At 62.1% G+C, this 25386-nt stretch carries 23 protein-coding genes; 14 read left to right on the top strand and 9 right to left on the bottom strand.

Annotation, left to right across the window (positions count from 1 at the left end; all coding sequences use genetic code 11):
- Positions 1 to 55: 55 nt before the first annotated feature.
- From DMP07_RS01150 to DMP07_RS01115, 8 genes are all read left to right on the top strand, one after another.
- A complete protein-coding gene (locus tag DMP07_RS01150; RefSeq protein ID WP_123197323.1) occupies positions 56 to 1474 on the top strand; it encodes an MDR family MFS transporter in 1419 nt (472 codons plus the stop codon).
- 4 nt (positions 1475 to 1478) lie between these two features.
- The gene (locus DMP07_RS01145) at positions 1479 to 1976 is read left to right on the top strand and encodes a CBS domain-containing protein (RefSeq protein ID WP_123197322.1); all 498 of its coding nucleotides are present in this window, start codon (positions 1479 to 1481) and stop codon (positions 1974 to 1976) included.
- 212 nt (positions 1977 to 2188) lie between these two features.
- Positions 2189 to 2929, top strand: a complete 741-nt coding sequence (locus DMP07_RS01140; protein ID WP_123197596.1) for a lantibiotic protection ABC transporter ATP-binding protein — start codon at positions 2189 to 2191, stop codon at positions 2927 to 2929.
- Complete coding sequence (locus DMP07_RS01135; protein WP_244594805.1) at positions 2926 to 3750, top strand: lantibiotic immunity ABC transporter MutE/EpiE family permease subunit; 825 nt, start codon at positions 2926 to 2928, stop codon at positions 3748 to 3750. Before DMP07_RS01140 ends, DMP07_RS01135 begins: the two co-directional genes overlap by 4 nt.
- A complete protein-coding gene (locus tag DMP07_RS01130) occupies positions 3750 to 4607 on the top strand; it encodes an ABC-2 family transporter permease (protein ID WP_123197321.1) in 858 nt (285 codons plus the stop codon). The genes DMP07_RS01135 and DMP07_RS01130 overlap by 1 nt, the downstream gene beginning before the upstream one ends.
- A 12-nt stretch (positions 4608 to 4619) precedes the next feature.
- Positions 4620 to 5036: a YxeA family protein gene (locus DMP07_RS01125; RefSeq protein ID WP_123197320.1), complete on the top strand. Its 417-nt coding sequence runs from the start codon at positions 4620 to 4622 to the stop codon at positions 5034 to 5036.
- Between the two features lie 108 nt (positions 5037 to 5144).
- Positions 5145 to 5807: a response regulator transcription factor gene (locus tag DMP07_RS01120; protein WP_123197594.1), complete on the top strand. Its 663-nt coding sequence runs from the start codon at positions 5145 to 5147 to the stop codon at positions 5805 to 5807.
- A complete protein-coding gene (locus tag DMP07_RS01115; RefSeq protein WP_123197319.1) occupies positions 5795 to 7252 on the top strand; it encodes a sensor histidine kinase in 1458 nt (485 codons plus the stop codon). Before DMP07_RS01120 ends, DMP07_RS01115 begins: the two co-directional genes overlap by 13 nt.
- Positions 7253 to 7355: 103 nt before the next feature.
- Here DMP07_RS01115 and DMP07_RS01110 read toward each other — a convergent pair whose 3' ends face one another.
- The 4 genes from DMP07_RS01110 to DMP07_RS01095 all read right to left on the bottom strand — a co-directional run bounded on the left by DMP07_RS01110 (position 7356) and on the right by DMP07_RS01095 (position 13743).
- Positions 7356 to 9260 (bottom strand): lipopolysaccharide biosynthesis protein, encoded by a 1905-nt coding sequence (locus DMP07_RS01110; protein WP_123197318.1) that lies wholly within the window; start codon positions 9258 to 9260, stop codon positions 7356 to 7358.
- 207 nt (positions 9261 to 9467) lie between these two features.
- Entirely contained in the window at positions 9468 to 10013 is a 546-nt protein-coding gene (gene nrdG / locus DMP07_RS01105) for an anaerobic ribonucleoside-triphosphate reductase activating protein (RefSeq protein WP_244594804.1), read from the bottom strand.
- 189 nt (positions 10014 to 10202) lie between these two features.
- On the bottom strand, positions 10203 to 12425 hold the full coding sequence (nrdD, locus tag DMP07_RS01100) for an anaerobic ribonucleoside-triphosphate reductase (RefSeq protein ID WP_123197316.1): 2223 nt from the start codon (positions 12423 to 12425) through the stop codon (positions 10203 to 10205).
- Between the two features lie 364 nt (positions 12426 to 12789).
- Positions 12790 to 13743 carry an AEC family transporter gene (locus DMP07_RS01095; RefSeq protein WP_123197315.1) on the bottom strand — a complete coding sequence of 318 codons (954 nt, stop codon included), beginning with the start codon at positions 13741 to 13743 and terminating at the stop codon, positions 12790 to 12792.
- Positions 13744 to 14066: 323 nt separating this feature from the next.
- Between DMP07_RS01095 and DMP07_RS01090 the strand changes: the two genes are divergently transcribed.
- The gene (locus tag DMP07_RS01090; RefSeq protein ID WP_123197314.1) at positions 14067 to 15107 is read left to right on the top strand and encodes a helix-turn-helix transcriptional regulator; all 1041 of its coding nucleotides are present in this window, start codon (positions 14067 to 14069) and stop codon (positions 15105 to 15107) included.
- 279 nt (positions 15108 to 15386) lie between these two features.
- On the top strand, positions 15387 to 15905 hold the full coding sequence (gene yfcE, locus DMP07_RS01085; protein ID WP_123197313.1) for a phosphodiesterase: 519 nt from the start codon (positions 15387 to 15389) through the stop codon (positions 15903 to 15905).
- A 187-nt stretch (positions 15906 to 16092) separates the two neighbouring features.
- On the opposite strand, the gene DMP07_RS01080 is transcribed toward yfcE, so the two are convergent.
- Positions 16093 to 17412, bottom strand: coding sequence for an NCS2 family permease (locus tag DMP07_RS01080; RefSeq protein WP_244594803.1), 1320 nt, complete (start codon positions 17410 to 17412; stop codon positions 16093 to 16095).
- A 392-nt stretch (positions 17413 to 17804) separates the two neighbouring features.
- Here DMP07_RS01080 and tatA point away from each other — a divergent pair, with 392 nt between their 5' ends.
- Complete coding sequence (gene tatA / locus DMP07_RS01075) at positions 17805 to 18089, top strand: twin-arginine translocase TatA/TatE family subunit (protein WP_123197311.1); 285 nt, start codon at positions 17805 to 17807, stop codon at positions 18087 to 18089.
- A gap of 104 nt (positions 18090 to 18193) precedes the next feature.
- The gene (locus DMP07_RS01070; protein ID WP_244594802.1) at positions 18194 to 19636 is read left to right on the top strand and encodes a helix-turn-helix transcriptional regulator; all 1443 of its coding nucleotides are present in this window, start codon (positions 18194 to 18196) and stop codon (positions 19634 to 19636) included.
- A 17-nt stretch (positions 19637 to 19653) separates the two neighbouring features.
- Here the strand turns inward: DMP07_RS01070 and crcB are convergent, their stop codons facing one another.
- Complete coding sequence (gene crcB, locus DMP07_RS01065) at positions 19654 to 20064, bottom strand: fluoride efflux transporter CrcB (RefSeq protein ID WP_123197310.1); 411 nt, start codon at positions 20062 to 20064, stop codon at positions 19654 to 19656.
- Positions 20065 to 20190: 126 nt separating this feature from the next.
- On the opposite strand from crcB, the gene DMP07_RS01060 reads away from it, so the two are divergent.
- Together DMP07_RS01060 and DMP07_RS01055 are read left to right on the top strand one after the other, a co-directional pair.
- Positions 20191 to 21465: an Mbeg1-like protein gene (locus tag DMP07_RS01060; RefSeq protein WP_123197309.1), complete on the top strand. Its 1275-nt coding sequence runs from the start codon at positions 20191 to 20193 to the stop codon at positions 21463 to 21465.
- Positions 21466 to 21544: 79 nt separating this feature from the next.
- Entirely contained in the window at positions 21545 to 22477 is a 933-nt protein-coding gene (locus DMP07_RS01055; protein ID WP_244594801.1) for a prenyltransferase, read from the top strand.
- A gap of 17 nt (positions 22478 to 22494) precedes the next feature.
- Here the strand turns inward: DMP07_RS01055 and gluQRS are convergent, their stop codons facing one another.
- The 3 genes from gluQRS to DMP07_RS01040 form a co-directional block, all read right to left on the bottom strand.
- Positions 22495 to 23448 (bottom strand): tRNA glutamyl-Q(34) synthetase GluQRS, encoded by a 954-nt coding sequence (gene gluQRS, locus DMP07_RS01050; protein ID WP_123197308.1) that lies wholly within the window; start codon positions 23446 to 23448, stop codon positions 22495 to 22497.
- Positions 23449 to 23567: 119 nt separating this feature from the next.
- Positions 23568 to 24926: a phenylacetate--CoA ligase family protein gene (locus tag DMP07_RS01045; RefSeq protein WP_123197591.1), complete on the bottom strand. Its 1359-nt coding sequence runs from the start codon at positions 24924 to 24926 to the stop codon at positions 23568 to 23570.
- Positions 24927 to 24940: 14 nt separating this feature from the next.
- Positions 24941 to 25384, bottom strand: a complete 444-nt coding sequence (locus DMP07_RS01040) for an ACT domain-containing protein (RefSeq protein ID WP_123197307.1) — start codon at positions 25382 to 25384, stop codon at positions 24941 to 24943.
- Positions 25385 to 25386 lie beyond the last annotated feature (2 nt).

Below are 25386 nucleotides of genomic sequence, written 5' to 3'. Positions count from 1 at the left end.
ACCGTGCCGCCAGGTGTTGTTCTGTACTCTTTCGTTTTCGGAAAGGATCGATTCTTTGAGCTCTTCTTCTGCTTCGAACGACGTCCGTAAGGCGACGCGTCATGAAATCTTGGTTGTCGGCGTCGTTATCGCGGGCGCTTTCCTCGCGATTCTGAACCAGACCGTCCTCGCCCCCGCCCTGCCGGGCCTTATGGAGACCTTCCAGGTCAACGCCGGCACCGCCCAATGGGTGACCAGCATCTACATGCTGGTCAACGGCATCATGGTTCCTATTTCCGCATATCTGATCGACAAGTTCCCCACGCGCAAGCTGTTCTTCGCGTCGATGGGCGTGTTCATCGCGGGCACCGTGCTTTGCGCCATGGCTCCTAATTTCGAGCTGCTGATCGCGGGCCGTATCCTACAGGCGGCAGGCGCCGGCGTGCAGATGCCCCTGGTGGCCGTGGTTCCCATGCTGATTTTCCCGCCTGAGAAGCGCGGCACGGCCATGGGCATGGCCGGCATCGTCATGTCGGTCGCTCCCGCCGCAGGCCCCGTGGTCGCCGGCATGATCATCGACTCCATGGGCTGGCGCGCGATGTTCTGGTCGATCGCTCCGCTGGGCGTGATCGTGCTGATCGCGAGCATCTTCCTGCTCAGCAACGTCGGCGAGCTGAAAAACCCCCGCCTCGACATGCCTTCCGTCCTGCTTTCCACCGTCGCGTTCGGCGGCCTGCTCTACGGCTTCTCGAGCGCGTCGAGCCTGGGTTGGACCAATCCCATCGTCGTCGCGGTCATCGTTATCGGTGCCGTGTGCCTCGTGCTCTTCGTCCTTCGCCAGAAGAAGCTCGACGAGCCCTTGCTGCAGCTCGCCACGCTGAAATCCGACATTTTCGCATCGTCGGCCATCATCGTGACCCTGATCAACTGCGCCGCCGCCGTGACCAACGTCACGCTGCCGATCTTCCTGCAGAACGTGTTGGGCGCAAGCGCGCTTGAGACGGGCATGGTCATGATGCCCGCCGCCGCCGTGGGTATCATCATCAGCCCGCTTTCCGGCGTGATCTTCGACAAGTTCGGACCCCGCTGGATCACCGTGGGCGGCCTGGCGCTGATGAGCGCCGCGCTCTTCGGCTTCTCGCGCATCGGCTCCGACACCACCCTGCTCGTGGCCGCCGTGCTGTGCACGTGCATGGCCGCCGGCCAGACCATGGCGAACATGCCCGCGAACACGTGGGGCATCAACGCTCTTTCCAACGATATGATCGCGCACGGCAACGCGATCAGCAATACGGGTCGCCAGGTGGGCGGCGCGATCAGCACGGCGCTCATCGTGACTGTCATGACCATGGTGACCTCGGCGAATGCTTCCAGCGGCCTGGTCGAGTCGACGGCTCTGGGCGTTCAGGCGGCCTACGGCGTCTGCGCGCTCGTCGGCGCGGCGACGCTCGTGTTCGCCATCGTCAAGGTTCGTTCGAACAAAAAGGAGGCATAGGGTCATGAATACGACGACGGTCGGTTCTATCATGGAGCGCGATGCGTACTCGTGCTCTGCTCAGGACACGTTGAAAGACGTGACGAAAAGCCTCATCGACCTCGGCGTGAGCAGCCTGCCGGTGGTCGACGAGGGCAATCGCGTCGTGGGCTTCATCAGCGACGGCGACATCATGCGCGCCATCGCCGAGCACAAGACGCGTTCGATCTTCTCGGGCGGCGCTCCCACCATGCTCTACTACGACGACGAAACGATCGAGCAGAAGGTCCTTTCGCTCAAAGACCGCAACGTGATGGAGCTTGCCGCGCGCAAGGTGCTGTGCGTGACGGAAAGCCAAAGCATCGGCCGCGTGGCCGATACGCTGGCGAAGAAGAAGTTCAAGAAGCTTCCCGTGATCGATGAGCACGGCAGGCTCGTGGGCGTCATTCGCCGTTCGAGCATCATGCGCTACGCGTTCGACCTGCTTTTCCACGACGACGAGGATGAGAAACGGGGCGAATAGCCGTTCGCTGCCATTGAAAGCATCCTGAAAACGAGGCCTCCGGCATGCCGGGGGCCTCGTTGCATATGCGGGAGCGTTCGTCGAACGGGACCGGCGAAGCATAGAAAGGCCGGCCGCCGCGATTTCTTTTCCGTCTTTCAAGTTTCTTTAGAAACGTCGTCCATGCTGGATGAATCGAAGGAATCCGAAAGATGGAACGAAAGGAGTTCGGCATGGAGTGCCTTTTGGAAACGAAAGCTCTCACCAAGACGTTCGGCTGCGGTGACCGTGCGCAGACCGCGGTCGATGCCGTGGATATGCATGTGGAGGCGGGCCGCGTCTACGGACTGCTCGGCCCTAACGGCGCGGGGAAATCGACCTTGCTCAAGATGGTGACCGGCATGCTGCGTCCTACATCGGGCGAAATCATCTTTGACGGCCACGCATGGCGACGCGACGACCTGTACGACATAGGATCGCTTATCGAAACGCCGCCTTTGTATCCTAACCTGACCGCGCATGAGAATCTGAGGGTGCGGGCGATGTTGTTCGGTGTCGATGAATCGCGCATTCACGACGTTCTTCAAACGGTCGGGTTGACCGATACCGGGTCGAAGCGTGCGGGCAGCTTCTCCCTCGGCATGAAGCAGCGTCTTGGCATCGCCCTTGCGCTGCTCGCGCAACCGAAATTGCTCGTGCTCGACGAACCTGCCAACGGTCTCGACCCCATCGGCATCGAGGATCTGCGCGCGCAGATCCGCTCGTTCGCTCAGGCCGGCATCACCGTGGTGGTGTCGAGTCATATTCTTGCCGAAGTAGCCCATGTGGCCGACCGCGTGGGCATCATCGTGCAAGGCAGGCTTGCGTTCGAGGGCGATTTCGAAGACGGCATGGATTTGGAGAAGCTGTTCATGGACGTATGCCGCGGCGCTTCGCCTTCCAGCGAAGGCTCGATGAAGGGAGGCGTGCGATGACGTTCGACGGGCGATGCGTTCATGCCGAGGCCTCCCAGCTTCAGGAGCGGCCCTTGCGCGGCTTCAAGGCGGCGCTTGCGGCCGAGGTGGCGAAAGGCAAGCGTGCGGGCGCGCGCAAGGTAGCACTTATCGCCCCGCTTCCTCTCTGTGTTTTGGGCCTGATGAGCTCGGGGCTTGTCACTCAAGGACACGGTCCTGGCGGTGTGGGATTCAACACGTATGGCTGGTGCTGGTGGTATACGTTGCTGTTGCCGGTGGCTGTGGCGCTTATTACGGCGAGTGTGGCGGGCATCGATGCGCGCCAGAAATTCCATGGCGTCATGAGCTCGCCTGTAAGCCTTTGCAGCGTCTGGGGCGCGAAATCAGCGTATGCGTTCATGCTGGTCGCGGCGGCCAATCTTGTCGTGGCGACGGTATCGGTCGCAATCGATGCGCTCGGGGGTGATGCAGCCGGGCTTCTCGCAAGCGCGTGTATGGTCGTTCTTTTGAGCGTGTCGTCGCTCTGGATGGTTCCTGCGGGTCTTTTCCTGACGGCGCGATTCGGCATGCTGGCGGGAATAGCCGCGCCGCTTCTAGTGCAGCTTGGCGTAGGCATCGCGTTGTACGGAAGCGGCTTATGGTGGCTTTTGCCGCCGGCCGCCGCCATGCGCCTGTGCTCTCCGTTCGCCGGCGTGGCGCCATCGGGTGTGCCGCTTATGCCGGGCGAGATATACGGCGTCATCGATGCGGTTTGGTTCGTCGCGTTGGCCGTTTCGGCAGTGTTCGGCGTGTTGCTCGTCGCCGCAGGCGCGGCGTGGTTTGCTCGACAGGAGGTGCGTTGATGATGGATCGGGCCAACGGTTTCGAAGGCGCGCGCCGCACCGCCTTCATGGCGATGGCGCGCTCCGAGTTGCTTCGCGTCCGCCGCTCCCCTCTCGTGGTGTTGCATGCGGCGATCGCTGCGGCTGTCGGGCTTGCGGCAGGCTTGTATTTCGCGGCGACTCCGTGGGATTCGCTGCTCGCCTACGATGCGTTCGTGCAGCTTCTCGGCGCCGGCGCGTCGCTGCTTGCAGGTATTTCATGCGGGTTATCGCTTGAGGCCGAGCGCGATGCCGGCGATTACGCGAACCTTTCGGGCCACCCGTCGCGTTGCAAGGCGTTTTGTGCGAAGGGGGTCGTTTTGCTTGCAATGGGCTCGCTCGCCTGTTTGTGCGCGATCCTGCTGTTCGTCGGCGCCGTGGCGCTTGCGGGCAAGCCCGTTCCTTCGGCAGGAATTGTGGCGCTGTCGTTCGTCGCGTTGACGGGCGCTTCGGCGGCGCTGTACGCCATTGCGATCGTCGTGGCGCTGCGATGGGGCCGCAATGCCGCCATCGCGCTCGGGGCGCTTGGATTCATGACGGCTCTCGCATCGCTTGGCGGCCTTGGAAACGGCCTGGTCACAGGCACGATGAGCGCATCGGTGGCGCCGCTCGCCCTTATGGCGGTGCCCTTTACCTGGCCGGCGCGTCTCGCGTCGTTGAGCGTCGAAGCTCCCTTGGCCGCCGCCGGCTGCGCTCCCGGTGCGGCCGGAATGCTCGAGGCGCTTGTATCGAACGCGCAGGCGAGCATTACGCTGTGCGTGGCCGGCACGGTGCTTATCGCCGCGGTATGGGCGGCGTACGTGTCTCGTTTCGAAGATGCGCGCCGGACGAAAGAATAGGAGGCGAAAACCATGATAAGAGGAAAAACGGCCGCCGCGATCGCCGTGGCGGCCGCGATCGTCGCCGTCTGCGTCGCGGGGTCGGCCTGGATCGTGCAAAGCCGCGATGCCTGGCTCGTGAAAAGCGTCGTCGACCGCATCGCGCCCTGGAGCGCCCCGGCGGTTCTATATGCCGAAACGCCCGATGCGCAAAGCTACTTCCAGGTCTACGATGATGCGACGGGCGCGTATGAGAACTACGTCTACGAGGTCCAGGCGCATGATGCCGAAGGGAACGAACGACGCGTCGTGCTGGTTTCGTTCGGTACAATGCTCGATGAAACCGAACCCTTCCTTGCAATGGTCGCGAAGGGGTCGAGCATTCAGACCTGGGAATATGCTGAATCGCTCGAGTGCCTCCCCGTGTCGGATTCTGCCGGGGGCGCATAGGCCTTCGCAATGCGATGCGTCGTTGCCGCCGCATCCGGCGTCTTGCGCAATATCGAGCGGCGCGCGCGATGCGCCGCGCGCCGCGCTATCGAAAGGAGCGAATCGGATATGGCAAAGATTCTTGCAATCGACGACGAGCCCGCCGTCCTTTCCCTGCTCGTCGCCATTTTGAAGAAAGACGGACACGAGGTGGTCGCCGTGGAAAACGCCGAAAAGGCGCTCGCGCTCGACTTCTCTCGCTTCGACCTTATCTTGTGCGATGTGATGATGCCGGGCATCGACGGCTTCGAATTCGTGGCCTCCGCGCGCGAGCGCATCGATTGCCCCATCGTGTTTTTGACCGCGAAAAGCGAGGAAAACGATGCGGTGACCGGTCTGTCCGTGGGTGCCGACGATTACATGCGCAAGCCGTTCGGGGCGGCCGAACTGCGTGCGAAGGTGGCCGCTCACCTGAGGCGCGAGAAACGCGAACGCCATGCTGCGTTGACCTTCGACGGCATAAGGATCGACCTGGCCGCAAAGCAGCTGTACGTGCATGACGCGCCTATCAAGCTGACGAAGTGGGAATACGCGATATGCGAGCATCTGGCGAAGCATCCCGGCCAGGTGTTTTCGAAGGCGCAGATCCTCGAGGCCGTGGCGGGGTGGGATGCGCAAAGCGACGTTTCCACCGTGGCCGTACATGTGGGCAACGCCCGCACAAAGCTGAAATCGGCGGGCGTCGCTCCGATCGAAACTGTTTGGGGGATTGGATACAAATGGACCGCTTGAAAACATTCGGCAAGCGCGGAGCCGAGCGCCGTCGCGGCATGCCGTTCTCTTTGTTCATCGTTCGATATTTCGCTTATGTCCTGTTCGGGGCGCTGTTCTTGGCAGGCGCCGTGGTGTCGCTCATTATCGTCGCCGTCGATTCGGGCGCGCTGTACCCCGGCAATTACGCGAGCATCAATCGCGATGCGATGGTCGGCGCCATCGAAGAGCGCGGTACGGCATCGGCCGACGATATCCCCTCATGTTACCGCTGGGGCGTTTTCGACGAATCCGGGCGTCTTGTCGACGGCGATTTCGACGCGCGCTCCGAAGGCTTGGCGAAAGAATTCCTGCAGGATGGCGGCATAGACTCCGTGGTGTATTCGTCGCCGTTCGCCTCTCCCGTCTATGCGGCGCGTGCGATGCTTGAGGACGGCTCCGTCTGTGTTCTCGTTTACGATTTCAATCCCGACTTCGCTTCGAAGACGCTGCGCGACCGCCTGCCCGATCCGCAAGGCTTCATATTGGCGGTCGGCGCCTGCCTGTTCGTGGCGATGGTCGCGCTCATCGCGATGCGTGCGTCGCATATGATGCGGCGCGCCCTTTCCCCTCTTGTCGACGCGGCCCATCGCATCGGCGATCGCGAACTCGATTTCGAGGTGATCAACGGCAGCGTGCGCGAAGCCAACGACGTGCTGGACGCGGTCGACGATATGCGGAAGTCGCTCAAAACGTCGCTCGAGGCGCAATGGGCGGCCGAGCAGGCTCAGCGCGACGCCCTTTCGTCGCTCGCCCATGACCTGAAAACGCCGTTGACCATCGTGCGCGGCAATGCCGACCTGCTGCTCGAATCGTCCCTCGACGAAGAACAGGCGGCTTCCGCGCGCTTTATCGGCGATGCGGCGTGCGACATGGAGGATTTCATCGGACGCATCATCGATGTCACGCGCTCGTCGGGCGGCGCGCATCCCGAGGGCCGTCGCGTGGCGTGCGCGCGAGGGCTGTGCGACGAAGCCGTTCGTGAGGCGAAGGCCTTGGCCTCCGCGCGCGGATCGTCGTTCGACGCGTCAATCGAAGGGGTTCCCTCGGATGTTTTCGTGCGGATAGATGCCGATATCGTCCAGGCCGTTTCGAACCTCGTGGATAACGCGTTCGAATACGGCGCATCCCCGGTGACGATGCGCTGCCGCTACGCATCGGAGCGTGCGGCGGATGCATCGAGCGACGTTGCGGGTCGTCTTGAAATCTCGGTGGAAGACGAAGGCCCCGGCTTTTCCGAATCGGCGCTCGCCCATGCCTCCGAGCGATTTTATCGCGACGATGCCGCCCGCATGCGCGACGGGCATCACGGCCTCGGCCTCGCCATCGCTTCGGAGCGCGTCCGTGCATGCGGCGGAACCTTGGCCCTCGATAACACCGCGCGCGGCGCTCGGGCTACGATTACCTTGCCGTGTTTCGAGGCTTAGCGGACGAAGTCGTGTTCGCCAAGCCCGCATCGGCGTCGACGCACTTTCGCAGCCATAAAAAAGAGCCCATCGCAGCTGAGGAGTCTGCGATGGGCTCTTCGTTTTAAGGGCGCGGGCGTCGTTTCGTGTCGTCTGAACGAAGCGGACGGGTGCGTATGTCGCCCAGGTCTTGCGTGCCGCCGCGCAAGAAATCGCGCTCGCGCTCCAGGCGTGCGCGTTCTTGCGCCTCACGAGGCGGTTCCTGGCGCTGCATGCGCTCGGTGTCGTGCGCATGGCTTCTCGTCGGTTTGCCTGCCGCGCCGCTGCGGCGCGATCGCTGCATACGGGTCATCGACCGCGCCGCAGCTTGGCGCGAATCCGAAAGCTTCGCCACGGGCTTGCCGTCCACGGGCACGACCCCTTTGATGCGCGTCGTCTCATGCGCGGGCGCGCCCTCGCCTCCATGGCGGCCGGGCATCGCGGCGGTGCGGGCCGGGTCGTATTCGGCATCATAGGTCCGTGCGTCAGGCGCCATGTCGAAGCGAACGGTTTCCATCGCTTCGACCGGCATCGAAGCGCCCGCTTGCGCATCGTCAGGCATGCGGTCGATGCGGATTTCTTCCGTGGCATCCGCGGAAGCATGGTGTCCGGCGCCGCGTCCGCAAGCGGCGTCGCCCTCTGCGCGCATGGCCATGAAGCGGCGGCGCAGGTCCATTCTGATGGAGACGTATTCCATCACCAAAAGCGAAAGCAGGATGCACATCACGATCAGGTACGAAAGCACGGCGCCCGCAAGGCCCGTGAACCCGATCAGCAGAAGCGGCACGAAAATGGAGAAGCCGAACGTGAGCAGATAGAGCTTGGTGACGTCTTTCTGGCGTCGCAGCACGGTGATCGCCTGGTACAGGAAGTCGATCACGGCGGTCACGCCGCCTGCGGCGATCATGACGAAGGCGAGCCCGCGGAACGGTTCGAAGTCGATGCCGTAGAGGAAGCTCATGATGGGAATGCCGATCCAACCCATGACGGCCATCACGCCGCCCGTCAGCACCACCGTGATCGCGACGATCGCCAGAATAGCCAGGTCGAAGCGCTTGCGGCGCGCGGGGTCGGCCCATACTTCCGCCAGGCGGATGAGCAGCGGCTTGTAGAGCATGCTGATGGTGAGCAGGATGCCTTGCGCCGGGAAATAGAGCGCGTTGAAATAGAGCTGGTTGTCATAGGGCAGCATGCCCTCCATGACGAACTTCGGCATGTTCTCGATCAGATTGAACAGGAACAGCGCGACGAACAGCGGGAAGCACTGCTTGAGCAGCTCGATGACGGCCATCGGGCTCCAGCGGCGCGACTTGGGCGTTTCGAACAGGGCCAGCGGGAACGTGAGCACGAAAAACGACAGGAGCGACACGACGGCCATGGCGACCGAGGCGATGGCCAGGTTGCGCGTGACCAGGAGCAAAAGCGAGAACACGATGACCACGGCGACCGAGCGGATCGCCTGCGAAAGGCCCGCCAGATACATTTTGTCGGCTTGTTGCAGGCGGCCTTCGTAGACATCGGCGAGCGCATCGACCATCTTGTAGAAGTAAACGCCCATGCAGATGGTGAACATCTGGCCGTCGTAGCCGCGCGCGAAGCAGTAGAGCGCTCCTATGAGAAGCATGATGATGCAGGTTACGACGCGGTTGACCTGGTAGTCGGAAAACGAATAGCGTTCGTCTAGGTCGGATACCTGAAACGTGCGCACGCCGTAGTTGCCGAGGAACATGAGCACGAGGCCCGTGATGAAGGCCATCGAGAACATGCCTGCCTGCTCGGCTCCGACCAGCTGGGTCACGACGATCGTCAGAAGCGGGAATACCATGCCCCACGCCCCCACGCCGAGCGTCGTGCAGACGAAGTCGCGGCGGGTGCGATGCGATGCGTACTGCTCTTCCTGCTCGCTCAGCGACCCTTCGGACACCGCCCCCAAAAGGCGGTTCCACCATTCGTTCGTGATGCGCACGATGAAGTTCTGTTTGCGCGTCATGCGGCGGATGCCTCCTTAGAGCCGGTTCGGTGAATGACGAGAATTATAGGCCATGCGGCATACGCGAGCGAAAAAGCGCTTGGTTTTTCACGTCGCCGCCACGCGTCGCTTATACGGCCGACGAAGATTGTACCGACGCGCGCGGCCGTGCGATTCCGGAGCGGCACGGTCGAAAACGCCCTGTTGAAAAGGCGCGCTGATTTTCCGCTAATCCATCGTGTGCGTGGCGAACACGGGGTCGTCGGCCCACAGGACCACCTTGCCCGCCGCCCGCGTCGCGGCCATGTCGATGATGCGCTGATTGGACGAGCCGCGAAAGCGCAGCGTGATGTCTTTGAGTTCCTGGATGAACGGACCGTCCACGAGGACATCGATGGATGCGAGCAGGCGCTCGGTATCTTCGGTGCGCTTGGGTCCCGATACGAGTTCTTCGTAGGTATCGCCCGTGTAGCACCAGATGCTTTTTTCGGGATAGCGCGCTTTCACGGTTTCGAGAAACGAAACGAGTCCGCGCTGGTTTTCGGGCTCCATGGGTTCGCCGCCGAGCACGGAAAGGCCGTCGATATAGGCGGGTTCGAGGCTTGCGAGAATGGCATTTTGCGTCTCGTCGTCGAAAAGCCTGCCGGCGGCGAAGCTCCACGCCTCCTCGTTGAAGCAGAACGGGCAGCGCCTGCGGCAGCCGGAGACGAACAGGGTCGTGCGCACTCCTTCGCCGTTGGCGATATCGCAGTATTTGATCGTCGAGTAATTCACTTTACAACCTCTTTCGGGCAGATGGTTCTGCAGAAGACCCCGATGCATGTTCGGGCAAGGCCGAGCTTTTCGTTTGTAGGCAGCTGCGGTCACGCACATGCAGAAAGCCACTGAACGTGGCTTTCTGCATAGTTGGTTCGGTATGGTCGGCGGGTTTTCGCCGGTGCCGCCGTGCACCGGGATTATGGCCTACAGATGCAGGACGCGGTCGCGGATTTCCTCGGTGCGGCCCTGGTTCCAGAACTGCGTTCCGATGTAGCCGCAGGTGCGGCGGGCGACGTTGAGCGTGTCCTGGTCGCGATTTCCGCAGTGCGGGCACTCCCAAACCAGCTTGTTGTCATCGTCGACGATCTTTATTTCGCCGTCGAATCCGCACTTCTGGCAGTAGTCGCTCTTCGTATTGAGCTCCGCGTACATGATGTTGTCGTAGATGTACTGAAGCACGCGAATGACGGCCTGCAGGTTGTCCTGCATGTTGGGCACCTCGACGTAGGAGATGGCGCCGCCCGGCGAAAGGCGCTGGAACTCGCTTTCGAACTTCAGCTTCGTGAAGGCGTCGATCTCCTCGCTGACGTGGACATGGTAGCTATTGGTGATATAGCCCTTGTCGGTGATGCCCTCGATCAGGCCGAAGCGGCGCTGCAGCGCTTTCGAGAACTTGTACGTGGTGGATTCGAGCGGCGTGCCGTAGAGCGAGAAGTCGATATCGCTTTCGGCCTTCCATTCGGCGCACTTGTCGTTCATGTGCTGCATGACCGCCATGGCGAACGGAGTCGCCGCCGCGTCGGTGTGGCTTTTGCCCGTCATGTACTTGACGCACTCGTACAGGCCCGCGTAGCCGAGCGAAATGGTGGAATAGCCGCCGTAGAGCAGCTTGTCGATCGGCTCGCCCTTTTCGAGGCGCGCCAGCGCGCCGTACTGCCACAGGATGGGGGCGGCGTCGGACAAGGTGCCTTTCAGGCGGTCGTGGCGGCACATCAGGGCCTTGTGGCACAGCTCGAGGCGTTCGTCGAAGATCCGCCAGAACTTCTCTTCGTCCTTTCCGGACGAGCACGCTACGTCCACCAGGTTGATGGTCACGACACCCTGGTTGAAGCGGCCGTAGTACTTCGGCTTGTCGGGCTCGTAGTTGCCCGCGTTGGCCACGTTGTCGAAGCCGTTGCCGGAACGGTCGGGCGTGAGGAAGCTGCGGCAGCCCATGCAGGTGTAGCAATCGCCCTGGCCGGGCTCTTCGCCCTTGGAAAGCTTGAGCTCGCGCATCTTCTTCTCGGAGATGTAATCGGGCACCATGCGCTTCGCCGTGCACTTGGCGGCGAGCTTGGTGAGGTAGTAATACGGAGCGTCTTCGGTGATGTTGTCCTCTTCGAGCACGTAGATCAGCTTGGGGAATGCGGGCGTGATCCAGACGCCGGCTTCGTTCTTGACGCCTTCGTAGCGCTGACGCAGGACCTCTTCGACCACCATGGCCAGGTCGTGCTTCTCGGCCTCGGAGCGCGCCTCGTTGAGATACATGAACACGGTGACGAACGGAGCCTGGCCGTTCGTGGTCATGAGCGTGACCACCTGGTACTGGATGGTCTGCACGCCGCGGCGGATTTCGTCGCGCAAGCGGTTCTCGACGATTTCGGCCAGCTGCTCGGGGGAAGGCTCGACGCCGACGGCATTGAGCTCGGCGACCACCTGGCGGCGGATCTTCTGGCGGCTGACGTCGACGAACGGCGCCAGGTGCGTCAGCGAGATGGACTGTCCGCCGTACTGGCAGGACGCGACCTGGGCGATGATCTGCGTGGCGATATTGCAGGCGGTGCTGAAGCTGTGCGGGCGCTCGATCAGCGTGCCGGAGATGACCGTGCCGTTCTGCAGCATGTCTTCGAGGTTCACCAGGTCGCAGTTGTGCATGTGCTGGGCGAAGTAATCGGAGTCGTGGAAGTGGATGATACCCTCTTCGTGGGCCTTTACGACGTCTTGCGGCAGCAAAATGCGCATGGCGAGGTCTTTGGACACCTCGCCCGCCATGTAGTCGCGTTGCACGGAGTTCACGGTGGGGTTCTTGTTGGAGTTCTCCTGCTTCACTTCCTCGTTATTGCATTCGATCAGCGACAAGATCTTGTCGTCGGTCGTGTTGGCGACGCGTTTGAGGCTTTGCACGTAACGGTAGATGATGTAGGCGCGGGCGAGCGAGAATCGACCAAGGGCCATGATTTCGTTTTCCACCATGTCCTGGATCTCCTCGACGGAGACGGCATGGCCGGCGGCTTCGCACAGGGCTTCGACGCGAGCGGCGGCTTCGGCGATTTCGACATCGGTCATGCGTTCGCCCTCGGCGACGTCGGCATTGGCGCCCTTGATGGCGTTGATGATTTTCTCGATGTCGAAGACGGCTTCCGACCCGCTGCGCTTGATGATCTTCATCGGTGCGATTCCCTCTCTGCGATGGCCAATATTTCCTCTATGCAATGTTCGGCGCCGGGTCTTCGATAAGGCCCGGCGCCGAACATGCCGTTGTGATTGGTTCATCCATGATACGCCATTTAGGCACAAGATATTGTGAATTCTTATTGAATCGAACTAGAAATAGTATTTGTGCAGGTCAGCAATAAAGATGGCTCTTTTTTGGTTTTCAAGGCTTGATTCGCGGGAAAAGATCGTTCCGCCGCGTATTCCCTGATGGGCGATTCGATGCGTTCCGAAAGGCGCTTCAAGGGGTCCGAAAGGGACAGGCTCCGCTATGCCGAAGCCGTAAGAGGCGACTTCGTTTGCGCTGTCATCTCGCACTCTATATCAGCCCCATCGTCTTCAGGACGAAAAGCCATGCCGTGAGCGTGAAGGCGCTGCCGAGGGTCGTCGCCATGACGGCCGTCGAGGAAAGCACGCCGTCATGGCCCATCGAGCGCGCCATGACGAAGCAGCTGACCGTGGTAGGCGAACCGAGCATGACCGCGACGGTGGCCAGCTCCTCTCCGCGCATGCCCATCGCGGCGGCGACGGGAAGCAGCAATGCCGCGAGGCCGATGAGCTTGACGGCGCTGGCGCCGAACGCCGGACGCAGACGCCCCGAAGCGCGGCGCAGGTCGAACATGGCCCCCATGGCCATGAGTCCGAGCGGCGCAGCGAGCCCGCCGACGCTGCCGATCACGTTCGCCGCGATCTGCGGCATGGGTAGGCGAAGCGCCGCCCAGAGAAAGCCTGCGGCGATGCCGATGATGATAGGGTTGGTGATTATGCCGCGCAAAGATCCTGCCAGGCGTGTACGCATCGAGGCGCTTTCTTCGCCTGGATGCGGAGCCGTGAATACGAGAGCGATGACGGCGGCCACGTTGTAGAGCGGCACGGCGCCGACGATCATGAGCGCGGCCATCGAAGACGAGCCGTACATGTTCTGCATGAGCGCGATGCCGAGCAAGGCGGCGCTGCTGCGATACGACGCCTGGACGAATTCGCCGCGATCAGGCTTGTGCGGAACGAAAAACGACAGGATGACCGAAACGGCGATGCATGCGACCGTCAACGCGAAGCAGGATGCGACGAACGAGCCGTTCCATCCTCCGTCGAAATCGATCGCGGCCATGTCGCTGAACAAAAGGACGGGCAGCGCCACGTGGAACACGAATGCGTTGAGGCGCGCCGCGAACGCGTCGTCGATCACGCGCATGCGACGCAAGACCATGCCGAGGACCATAAGCAGGAATACCGGCATCGTCGCGTTGAGGCTGAATGCGAGGTTTTCCACGGATTCCTTTCGGCCGGATGCTTCGATGTGCGCCAATCGGCGCAAAGCGGCTTTCTATCATAGCACCGCCGTGGCGGTCTTCCCTATTTCCACAGAAGCCTTGCGAACGGGCTTGTATCCGATAATCTTCTTGCATACCTTTCTGACCTGCGATTTGCAACCATAAGGCGCATTGCGATGCCGTAAAATGAAGCCGCTGGTTGGTGGATTGCGACATGATGCCATCGTATATTCGCTCCCGTAAGACGTCTTGCAAGGCATTTTCAATCCGAAGCGTTCGATGCATGCAAAATGCTTCGCCGACATTCAGGAAAGGCATCGCTATGAGTTTTCGAGACAACCTTCTTTATTTGCGCGCCTCGCGCAATATGACCCAGGAGCAGCTTGCTATGCTGCTCGGCGTATCGCGTCAGTCGGTCACGAAGTGGGAATCCGAGAGAAGCTATCCCGAAATGGACAAGCTTTTGAAAATGTGCGCGCTGTTCGAATGCACGCTCGATGATTTGGTGCAGGGCGATTTGTCCTCACGCTGCGAATCGGATGCCGCAATGCCGGCCGTGATGCCATGCGGCCCGACGACCGACGTTTGCGGTTACGACGATCATATGCGTGCGTTTTCCGTGCAGGTTCCTACGGGCATCGCATGCATCGTGCTCGGCGTCGCCTGGACCGTCTTTTTCGACGGAGGCCCTACGGGCGTCTTGCGCGATGGCGACGTGCTTTCGATCGCAGGGCTGTTCGCCGGTATCCTGGCGGGACTTGCCTTCTTGGTTCCCGCGGGAATGCGTCATTCATCTTTCGTGAAAGCGCACCCTTATATCGAGGATTTCTACACCGTCGAGCAGAAAACCCAAGCAAGACAGCGGTGCGGCATTTCCATCGTCGCAAGCGTCGGCATCATATTCCTCGGCGTGCTGATTATGATTTCTACCGATAAGACCGGATATGAAAATGTGGGCGCAGCGGTCCTGACTGCGCTCGTGGCCGTTGCAGTATGGGTCATCGTGAATACGAGCATGATGTATTCGCGAACGAATCTAACCGAATATAACCAGAATGCGATTGACGAATTGGAGCTCGAAGACATCACGAAAGCCGCCGTTGACGAAGAGCGTAAGAAGGCGCTGCTCGCAGCTCACGGAATCAAGACGCGCAAGCAGCGCCTGACGGGCAATTTGTGCGGCATCATCATGATCGTCGCCAGCATCGCCGGTCTTGTGATGCTGTTCTTGCCGCTTGCCCAGGGGATTGACCCCGACGATGTCGATTGGAAGTCGAATCTCTTCTGGATGGCATGGGTCGTCGGCGGTCTGTGCTGCGGCATTGTGTCGCTTGCCGTGAATGCGTTTGTCGAAGACGAATAGCGCAGGGTGGATCGCCGAATCGACCACGGTCCTTTCCCGCCTGACTTGGGATCGACACGGCGGCTTCGAGCGGTTTTATTTTGAAAGAGCACGGCTGGCGCATCGGTCTTCGGGCGCGCCGGCTGCCTCATGATGAAAGCGGGATTCGGACGAGTCGCCGCTCGCTGACCGCCGGCGTATCGGGCCGTGCGCGGGCGCGTATTCGCTGTGATAGGCTACGGCCGATAAGGCAACCGCGGCGGTTCGGCTCGGATGCGCCGGAACGCGAAAGGAATCAATATGAAGTTTCTTATAGCATCGGATATTCACGGATCGGCGTATTGGTGCGCCGCGCTGATGAAGTGCATCGAGGCGGAGGCTCCCGACAAGGTGATTCTTCTGGGCGACGTGCTCAACCACGGGCCGCGCAACCCCCTGCCGGACGGTTACGCTCCGCAGGATGTGGCTGCGATGCTCAATAGCATTGCCGAGCGAATCGTGGCGGTGCGGGGTAATTGCGACTCGGAAGTCGATCAGATGCTGCTCGATTTTCCCTGCATGGGCGATTACGCTTTCGTGCTCGACGGCGAGCGTACGCTGTTCGCGACGCATGGGCACGTGTTCGGCCCCGACAACGTGCCGCCCTTGCCCGCCGGCTCCGTGGTGCTGTCGGGCCATACGCATATCAAGACGAACGACGAAAAAGACGGCCTGCTATTCGCCAACCCGGGAAGCGTATCAATCCCTAAGGACGGCTCGCACAGCTACGGCATCTACGAGAACGGGGCGTTTCGGACGGTCGAAATGATTGACGCATAACGGGCGGGTCGATCGTTTCTGAATGTCGTCGGAAAGCGATCGGTGTGGTCGAGCCAACGAAATCGACTGTCTTTCGAACCGCATGCCGCTCGTTTGCGGAGCGGCATGCAAGGCGATGCCGATATGTGCATGCAAAAAAGAAGGGGCCGCGGCCCCTTCTTTCGTTTGCTATATGCCGATGCCGAAGCTAGCCGACGATGAACATGACCATGAATGCGACGGCGGCGATCCACATGAGCGGCTTGACTTCGCACGCCTTGCCCTGCACCACTTTGATGATGCAGTAGGAGATGAAGCCGAAGCCGATGCCGTTGGTGATCGAGTAGGTCAGCGGAATGCCGAGAATCGTGATGAACGCGGGGAACGCATGCTCGATCTTGGACCAGTCGATGCTCGTCACGTCGGAAAGCATCAGATAACCTACGACGACCAATGCGCCGCACGTCGCCGAAGCAGACACCATGCCGATGACTGGCGCGAAGAACGCGAAGACGACGAAGAGGATGCCGACTACGATGTTGGAAAGGCCGGTGCGGGCGCCTGCCGCGGCGCCGGAGGTGGACTCGACGAAGCTCGTGATGGAGCTTGCGCCGAAGAAGCCGCCTGCGGCAGCGGCGACCGAGTCGACGGCCAGGATGGGCTGGATGTCTTCGACGTTGCCGTCTTTATCGACGAACTTGCCCTGCTCGCCCACGGCCACAACGGTGCCCATGGTGTCGAAGAAGTCGCTCATCAGAAGGGAGAAGACGAACAGCAGCAGCGCGGGCTGCAGGAACACCTGGACGATGGCCATCGTATCGGTGCCGGGAACCGTCTGGAAGGGCGCGGCGAAGGCGGAGAAGTCAAGGCCGAAGTTCCACTCGGTGGGCAGCGGCGTGACTCCCATGGGAATGCCGACGATCGTGGCCACTACGATCGAGATGAGCAGGCCGCCTTTCACATTGAGGGCCTGCAGCACGACGGCCAGAAGAATGGAGACGAGAGAAACGAGGACGATCGGGGACGAAAGGTCGCCGAATGCCAGGATGGTGGCCTCGTCGGGGACGATCAGGCCGCCGCCCTTCAGGCCGATGAAGGCGATGAACAGGCCGATGCCGATGCCGATCGCGTGGCGCAGGCTTGCCGGGATGGCGTCCATGATGGCTTTGCGCAGACCGCACAGAACCAGGACCAGAATGACGATGCCCTCGAGGAAGACGATCGCCATGGCAACGCGCCAGTCGACTGCGGTTTCGCCCAGGCACAACGTGTAGGCCACGATGGCGTTGATGCCCATGCCCGAAGCGAGGGCGATCGGCCTGTTGGCGATAAGGCCCATGGCAACGGTCATGACGGCGGCGCCGAGGCAGGTTGCCGTCAGCGCGGCATCGAACGGAATGCCCGCAGCCTCCAGAAGAGACGGATTGACGGCGATGATGTAGGCCATGGCCAGAAAGGTCGTCAAGCCGCCGATGATTTCGTTTCCGATCGTCGAGTTGCGCTCGGAAATCTTAAAGAACTTATCCACCGAGAAAGTCCTCCTCCTTCGATTCGTGGATATGCGACAATTCCCTCTCTTTCGAGCAAGGTAACGGAATTCTAACATTTCCACCTTTGAAGGGCATCGACGGCCCGTCTATTTTCGATGGATGCTACAGCGGGCGCGCCTCTTGTCGTTGCGTCTGGCCGTCTGTCGGGCCGTGTTCGCCTCATTTTTCAAGGCATCGTTTTCATCTGGCGTTTTGTAAATATCCTCTATTTACATGACATGATGCATGACGTATTTCCCTGAAATAATCCATTTGCACGATAGCCTGCACGACCTGTTCGGCTATTGTGGGGTGCGTCGATTCGTCCGCATGGCTTACGAACAAGGGCATCGCGGATACACAGCCGATATCCACTCAATAGGAGGCATTCATGAAAATCTTCGGTCTCGGCATGCCGGAACTTCTCATCATCCTGGGCGTCGCGCTTCTCATCTTCGGCCCCAAGCACCTTCCCAAGCTCGGCAGCGCTTTGGGCAAGACGATCAAGAACCTGCGCGACGGATTCAATTCCGGCGACGGCATGATCAAAAAGACCGCCGAGGAAGAGGAAGAAGAGCCCGCCCCCAAGCGTAAGAAGAAGGCCGTCAAGCGCATCGAGGCCGCCAAGGACGAAGAGGTCGTCGTCGAGGAAGAGACGGCTGTCACAGCCTCCTAATCGAGCGTCGCGCCCTGTATCGAAACCCCTGCGAAACCCCCGCGGGGGTTTCGTTTTTTCATGGGCGCGTTTGCTATGATGGTCATTCGACAAAGGAGCATCGAGTGAGCGAATCGACAACCCTGTCCCGAAGCGCGCCGTCTTTGCGGCGCATCCTGGGATTCTCATGCTATCAAGGCTTCATCTACGCCGTGTTCTACATGGGCGCGAACAAGGCGTTCGCCCTCGGGGGCGTCGCGATCGAGCGCGCCGACCTTTTGGCGACGCTCTTCGGCATGGTGGCGGCGTTTTGCGTCATGACGGCCCTTCCGCGCCTTGCGGGCAGAGTCCTTGCAAGCGACGCCGCGATCGCAGCCTGCGCGGCCATGTTGACGGCGGGCGCCTTCGCGCCGCGCCTTTCGGGGTCGCTCGATATTGCAGGCGCCGGCTTGGAGGCGTTTCTCGTCGGCCTTCCCATGGCGGTGCTGCTCGTGGCGTGGGGCAGGGTTTTGGGCCTGTCCTCCCCCCGTGTGGCCGCGTGCGAGATATTCGCATCGACCGGCATCGCGGCGGCGGCCTGCTTCATCGCGTCGTTTTTCGGCGAAGGCGCTTCGGTCGTACTTGCCGCCGCCCTGCCTGCGGCGAGCGCCGGCGTCCTGCTGGTTGCAGGCGTAGGCAGCGCGGCGAGCCAGCGCGGCTTGGAAAGCGCGTCACGTCCCGGGGCATTCGACGAACGCGGCGGATCGGGCGTGGCGGCGCTTTCCCGCAGGATGCTGGTCGGCGCCGTCATGTTCGGCTTGGCGGCGGGCCTTATGGAGACCTTCCGTTCGAATCCGGGCGCGTCGAGCACGCCTACGCTTCCCGCAACCCTGCTGATCCTTTCGCTTTTCTGCGCGGCGGCGCTTCAGTCGTTGCGCGGCGGCGCGGAAGAGCGCTCGCTCGGCAACACCTACCGCATCGCGATCCTCGTCATGATGGCGGGTTTTCTGTTCACGCCGGCATTGTATGAAAGCGGCGTTCCCGGAGAGGCGATCGTGCTTGCGGGATGCCTCGGCCTGATGGCGTCGTTCATCGCGCTTTTCATAGCCGTGTCCGTATTGCGCGGCATAGATTCGGCGTTGGCGTTCTGCCGCGGCTTCGGGGCCTTGTACCTGGGCGAAGCGGCCGGCATCGCCGCGGGCAACGTGATCGACGGCTTCGGAGCCAATGTGGCCGTGCAGCACGGCATGCTCGCATTCGCGGGGCTTGCGGCGCTCATCGCCTATCTCTTCCTTTTCACGGAAAGCGACTTCAGGGCGCTGTCGGCGATCGTCGATGCGGGAAGCGCCGAAGACGCGATGCATGACGCGATCGTCGAGCAGGCGGGGCTCTCCAAGCGCGAGGCCGAAGTGCTCGCACTCGCCTTGCGCGGCAGGACGAACGAGCGCATCGCGCAAGAGCTCGTCGTGGCGAAAAGCACCGTGGACACTCATTTGAGGCGCATCTATTCGAAAGCGGGCGTCCATTCGCGCCAGGAACTGATCGATTACGGCGAGAATCTGGTGCGCAGCGCCCGGCCGCGCGGTTAGGCCTGCGGTCGCGCTGGTCAGGGTTGCGCGACGAAAAGGGCGCGCGCGAGGGCGCGTCCCGCCATGACGCCGGCGAGGCATGCGCCGAGGCTCAGGCCCGCGTTGAGGGTCGCCATCCCTGCGGCGCCGCGTTCGATGAGGGAAACGGTTTCCAGGCCGAACGTCGAAAACGTGGTGAACCCGCCGAGCACGCCCGTGACGGCGAACGCGCGCCAGCCGGCCTCGCCGTTCCACGGCCCGCCGTCGAAAAGCACCGAAAGAACGCCGATGACGAAGCATCCGATGAAGTTCGCCGCGAATGTGGCGGCGGGAAAATCGCCCGGCACATGAAGGGACGCCGCGACGGCCGGCACGCCGAGGCCGACGAGGTAGCGCCCCGCGGCGCCGATCGCTCCGCCTGCGGCGACGGCGCACAGCTGCATGAACATGGTCGGCTTCCTTTCTCGGCTTCGAAGGGCCCGTCGAATGCGTACGGTATGGGGAATTATAAAGAACGGTTATCCCTCTGCGCTACAATACCTCGGAACAAATCGTAGGAAAGAAGGCGACGAGGCATGTCGGAGGATATCGAACGCAAGGAAGACCGAGAACGCGAGGCCTCGGGGCCTTCCCCTGAGAATCCGCATCATCCTTCTTTTTCATCGGCGGTCGCCTCCAAGCTCGCCGATTCCACGATGAGCGACTATCTGCGCCGCCATCACGAAGGGTTCGATGAAACCCCCTTCTCCCCCGTCGACAGCCTGGTGCTTTCCGCGCTGGCCTACCTCGATTTCAGCGCGTATCCTTACGGCGACGTCGGAGGCGCGCAGCAGGTGCCCCTCATCGACATCCTCCGTTTCACCGATTTGGACACGATGCTTACGGGCGGTTGGATCAGGGCGTCGAAAGACCTCCCGGTGTTTCTGGACGCCCTCGTGCGCTGTCATCGGTTCGCCGACCTGACGGTGTCGTATCACGTCAACGAGAACGCGGTGGTGATCGAGAAGCAATTCGCCGCGTGCACGTTCGGCTTCGACGGCGGCAAGACCTACTACATCGCTTTCCAGGGAACCGACGGGACGTTCGCGGGATGGAAGGAAGATTTCAACCTGAGCTATCGCAAGATCATCCCCTCGCAGCGCTCGGCCGAGCGCTATGTCTCGGGCGTGCTTTCGGCCCTGCCGCGCGATGCGCGGGTGTTCGTCGGCGGCCATTCGAAGGGCGGCAACCTCGCCGAATTCGCCGTTGCCACGATGGACGAGGCGAGCTACGACCGCGTCGAGCGCGTCTTCAATCACGACGGCCCGAGCTTTCTTGCCGCCCCTTCGCCGCGTATCGCCGAACAGCACTTCAAAGACAAGCTGTCCAAGACCGTGCCCGAGTCGTCGATTTTCGGCATGGTGCTCGAGCATCGCGACGATTACGCGGTGGTGCAATCGGATGCCACGGGAATCTTCCAGCATAATCCGTTCACCTGGCTTGTCGACGATACCGACTTCCTTTATCAGGAAGGCCTCAATGCAAGCGCGGCGCTGTTCGACGAAACGCTCGATCGCTGGCTGAAAAGCGTGACGCCCGAACAGCGCGAGCGCTTCATCGACACCTTCTACGACCTGATCGCCTCGACCACCGACTCCAACACGTGGCAGGAGTTCTGGGAAGGCGGCGTGGTCGGAACCGTGGCGGGCGTCTTGCGCGACGGGCGCAATCTCGACGCGGAAACCAAAGAGATCATCGCGCACACCATCCGCAATCTGGCCACGGTGACCAACGCCACGGTGCGCGAGCGCCTCAAGCGCCTTGCCGCGCGCATGCGCGATGCGGCCGTCGCCATGCCCGGCGGACGATAGCGCTCGGCGCGCTCTTTCCGCCCGACGCGAACCCTGCCGCCTGTTGCGGCGCGTTTCCATGCCTTAGAAAGGACCTCTCATGGCCTCATCGCCGTCTTATGCCCGCTTCACCCCCCGCATGGCGCTTCAGCTCGCCGCGCCCCATACCTGGCCCGCGGCGGTTCTTCCCTGTCTCGTCGCCGTATGCGCGGCGGCCGTTTCCCCGTCGGGCGCGTCCGTCGTCATGGCATGCGTGCTGCTTGCCATATGCGTGCTCATGCAATCGTCCGTGAACACCTTCAACGACTATTACGACTTCGTGAAGGGGTCCGATTCCGCCGATGACGACGTCGAGGAAAGCGACGCCACGCTGGTGTACAACAATGTGAATCCTCGATCGGCGTTGCGTCTGGGCATCGGATTTCTGGCGGCGGCGTTCGTCCTGGGAGCGTACGTGATCTATCACGCGGGATGGATTCCTTTGGCCATCGGCGTGGTCGGCGCGTTTTTCGTCGTGGTGTATTCCGCCGGCAAGACGCCCCTGTCCTATCTTCCTTTGGGCGAGGCGGTCAGCGGCGTGGTGATGGGCGGCCTTATTCCGCTTGCCTGCTATCAGGCGCTGACCGGCGATATGAACTGGATCATGCTGCTGTGGGCCGTGCCCGAGGTCATCGGCGTGGGGCTGATCATGCTGACCAACAACACGTGCGATATCGAAAAGGATATCGAAGCGGGCCGAAGGACGCTTCCCGTGCTGATCGGCCGCGATAAGGCGCGCACGCTCTATCACGTCGCCCTCGGTGTATGGATCGCCGCCGTCGCGGTGCTGTGCGCGGTGTTTTTCCCGAACGGCGCCGTCGTCTTGCCCTTCATGGCGCTCGCCGCGTATCCCCCCGTGAAAGCGCTCGTCGCCAATCCCCTCGTTCCCGCTTCGCGCATCGGCGGCATGGCTCAGATCTGCAGCGTGAACATCGCGCTCGGGGCGTTTTACGCCGCCTGCATCATCGCGCAGGGCGCCGTGCTGCATCTGTAGCGCCGACGCGCGCCGCGCTATCGCCAGCGGATCTGTTCGAGCTCGACGAGCGTGCGCGGCAGGGCTTCGGGGTGGAAAGTCTCGAGCAGCTCTTCGGGCGATGCCGGCTCGCACGTGGGAGCCAGGCCCGTGATGCCGGCGATATGTCCGATAAGGGCGCGCGGGCTGCCGAACCGCTCGAGCAGCGCGTCGAGGGCCGCGTCCTTATCGCGCTTGGAAAGGCGTCGGTCGTGTTCGGCCACGATCAGGGGCACATGTGCGTATGCCGGATGCTTCAGGCCGAGCAACGACTGCAAATACATCTGCTGCGGAGTCGAGCAAAGCAGGTCGACTCCGCGCACGACCGACGTCACGCCTTGCTCCGCATCGTCGACCACCACGGCCAGCTGATAGGCGAACGCGCCGTCCGAACGCCTTACCAGAAAATCGCCGCATTCGCGTGCAAGATTCTGCTCATAGGGGCCTTGGATGCCGTCGATGAACGAAACGGCTTCGTCCGGAACCGCCAGGCGCTGGGCGGGCGTGCGCGATGCGGCCCGCGCGGCTCGCATCGCCTCGTCGAGGCCGCGACACGTGCCAGGATAGACGAACTTTTCGCCATGATGCGGCGCGGAGGCCGCATGGAGGTCCGCACGCGTGCAGAAGCACGGATAAATCAGGTCGCGACGGCGCAGCTCTTCGAACGCCGCGGCATAGGCCTCGTCGCGGCCGTGTTGGAAGTACGGACCTTCATCCCAGTACAGGCCGAGTCTTTCGAAATCGCGCTGCACGTCGTCGATGAAGCAGGCTTTCGAACGTTCTTTGTCCAGGTCTTCGATGCGCAGCACGATGGTGCCTCCGCTCGCCTTCGCGGTGAGCCACGCGACGAGCGCCGAAAACACATTGCCGGCATGCATGCGCCCGGTCGGCGACGGAGCGAAGCGCCCCTTCAACGGCACGGCGTATTCGGACGGTGTGCGGCGGTCTTGCATCGAAAGCCTTCTTCCCTGCTCTTCGTCATGAAAAGGGCGCGGCCCGGAAAGCGTCGAAGACGAATCCGGACCGCGCCTCGCATCGGTTCAAGCGGCGCGAAACACGCCCGAACCGTATCTTACATCTTTCGTAGATCCTGCACGTGCTTGGTCTTGCCCGTGCTGCGCTCGATGCCGCCCGGCTCGACCAGCTTGACTTTCGAAGAAACCAGCAAGACGCCCTTGAGCTTTTCCTCGATGGCTCGGCGGAAGGCATCCATCTGCTCGAAGGAGTCGGAGAACGCCTCGGGTTTGAGCTCGACATGCACCGTCATGCGGTCGAGGCCGGTTTCGTTGTCGACGACGATGCGGTAGTGCGGCGTCACGCCGTCGATGCCCGAAAGCACGTCTTCCACCTGGCTCGGGAACACGTTCGTGCCGCGGATGATGAGCATGTCGTCGGAGCGGGAGCGCACTTTCTGCATGCGCGCCGTGGTGCGTCCGCACGCGCAGCGCTCGGTCACCACGCGCGTGAGGTCGTGCGTGCGATAGCGCAGCACGGGGATGGCGTGTTTGCCGAGCGGAGTCAAGACGAGCTCGCCCATCTCTCCCTCGGCGACCGGCTCGCCCGTCTCGGGGTCGACCACTTCCCAGACGAAGTGGTCTTCCGCGATATGCTGCATGTCGCGTTCGGCCAGGCATTCGCCCGAAACGCCCGGCCCCATGACCTCGGTGAGGCCGTAGTTGTCAGTGCAGACGATATGCATGCGGCGCTCGATTTCGGCCTTGAGGGCGGGCGTGCACGGCTCGCCGCCGAACAGGCCGACGCGCAGGGTGCTTTTCGCCCAGTCGATGCCCATCTTCTCGCCCACTTCGCAGACATGCAGCGCATACGACGGCGTGGACACGAGCACGGTGGAGCCGTAGTCCTGGATCATCTGGATCTGGCGCTCGGTGTTGCCCGAGCCCGCGGGAATCATCATGCAGCCCAGGCGCTGCAGGCCGTAATGCAGCCCGAAGCCGCCGGTGAACATGCCGTAGCCGAACGCCATCTGCACGCGGTCGCTCGGCACGACGCCCGCCATCTGCACGAGGCGCATGATGCAATCGGCCCACAGGTCCATATCGCCCTTATCGTATCCGACCACGATCGGCTTTCCCGTGGTGCCCGAGGACGCATGCAGTTCGACCACTTCGTCGAGGGGCACGGCGAACATGCCGTACGGAAACGTTTCGCGCAGCGCTTGCTTGTCGGTGAACGGAAGCTTGCGGATGTCGGCGAGTGTTTTGATGTCGGAGGGGGAAACGCCTGCGGCGTCCATGCGCTCGCGGTACCAGGCAACGCGGTCATAGGCCCATTCGACCTGGTCGATCAGGCGTGCGAGCTGAATGGCCTCGATGCGTTCGCGGCTCGCGCACTCGATCGAGGGATTATGTATGGGCAGTTCGTCGAAGCGCCCATGCGCCGCGGCTTCCAGCGCCGCACCTTTGACGGTCATATCGGCCACGGCGGCTACTCCTTTTCTTTCGTCGGCGTTCGGTCGAAGTCGACGAGGTCGTTCTGGTCGATCAGTTCGATAGATTCGCCCTCAAGCGCACGCTGGGCCGCGTCGAGGTCTTTGACGGATATGGCGATGAACGTCGAGATGAGCGAATAGCTGTATTCGACGTTGATGCCGCAGCGCGCCATGATCGCCATGATGCGCGCGAGCTCGCCCGGCGTGTCGGGCAGAAGGGCGCACAGAACTTCGGTTTTCACGGCGGCCGCGCCCATGTCTTTCAGGACCTCGAGGGCCTTGTCGGGGTCGTCCACGATGAAGCGCACGATGCCGTAATCGCCCGTGTCGGACGCGCTATAGCCGCGCACGTTGACGCTGGCGCGCTGGAAGGCCTCCAGGACGCGGGCCATATGCCCGGGGCGGCTTTCCACGAAGACGCTGATCTGGGATACGCTCACGG

Source organism: Slackia faecicanis, assembly GCF_003725295.1.
Classification (GTDB): domain Bacteria; phylum Actinomycetota; class Coriobacteriia; order Coriobacteriales; family Eggerthellaceae; genus Slackia; species Slackia faecicanis.
This window is presented reverse-complemented; position numbering and strand designations above follow the sequence as displayed.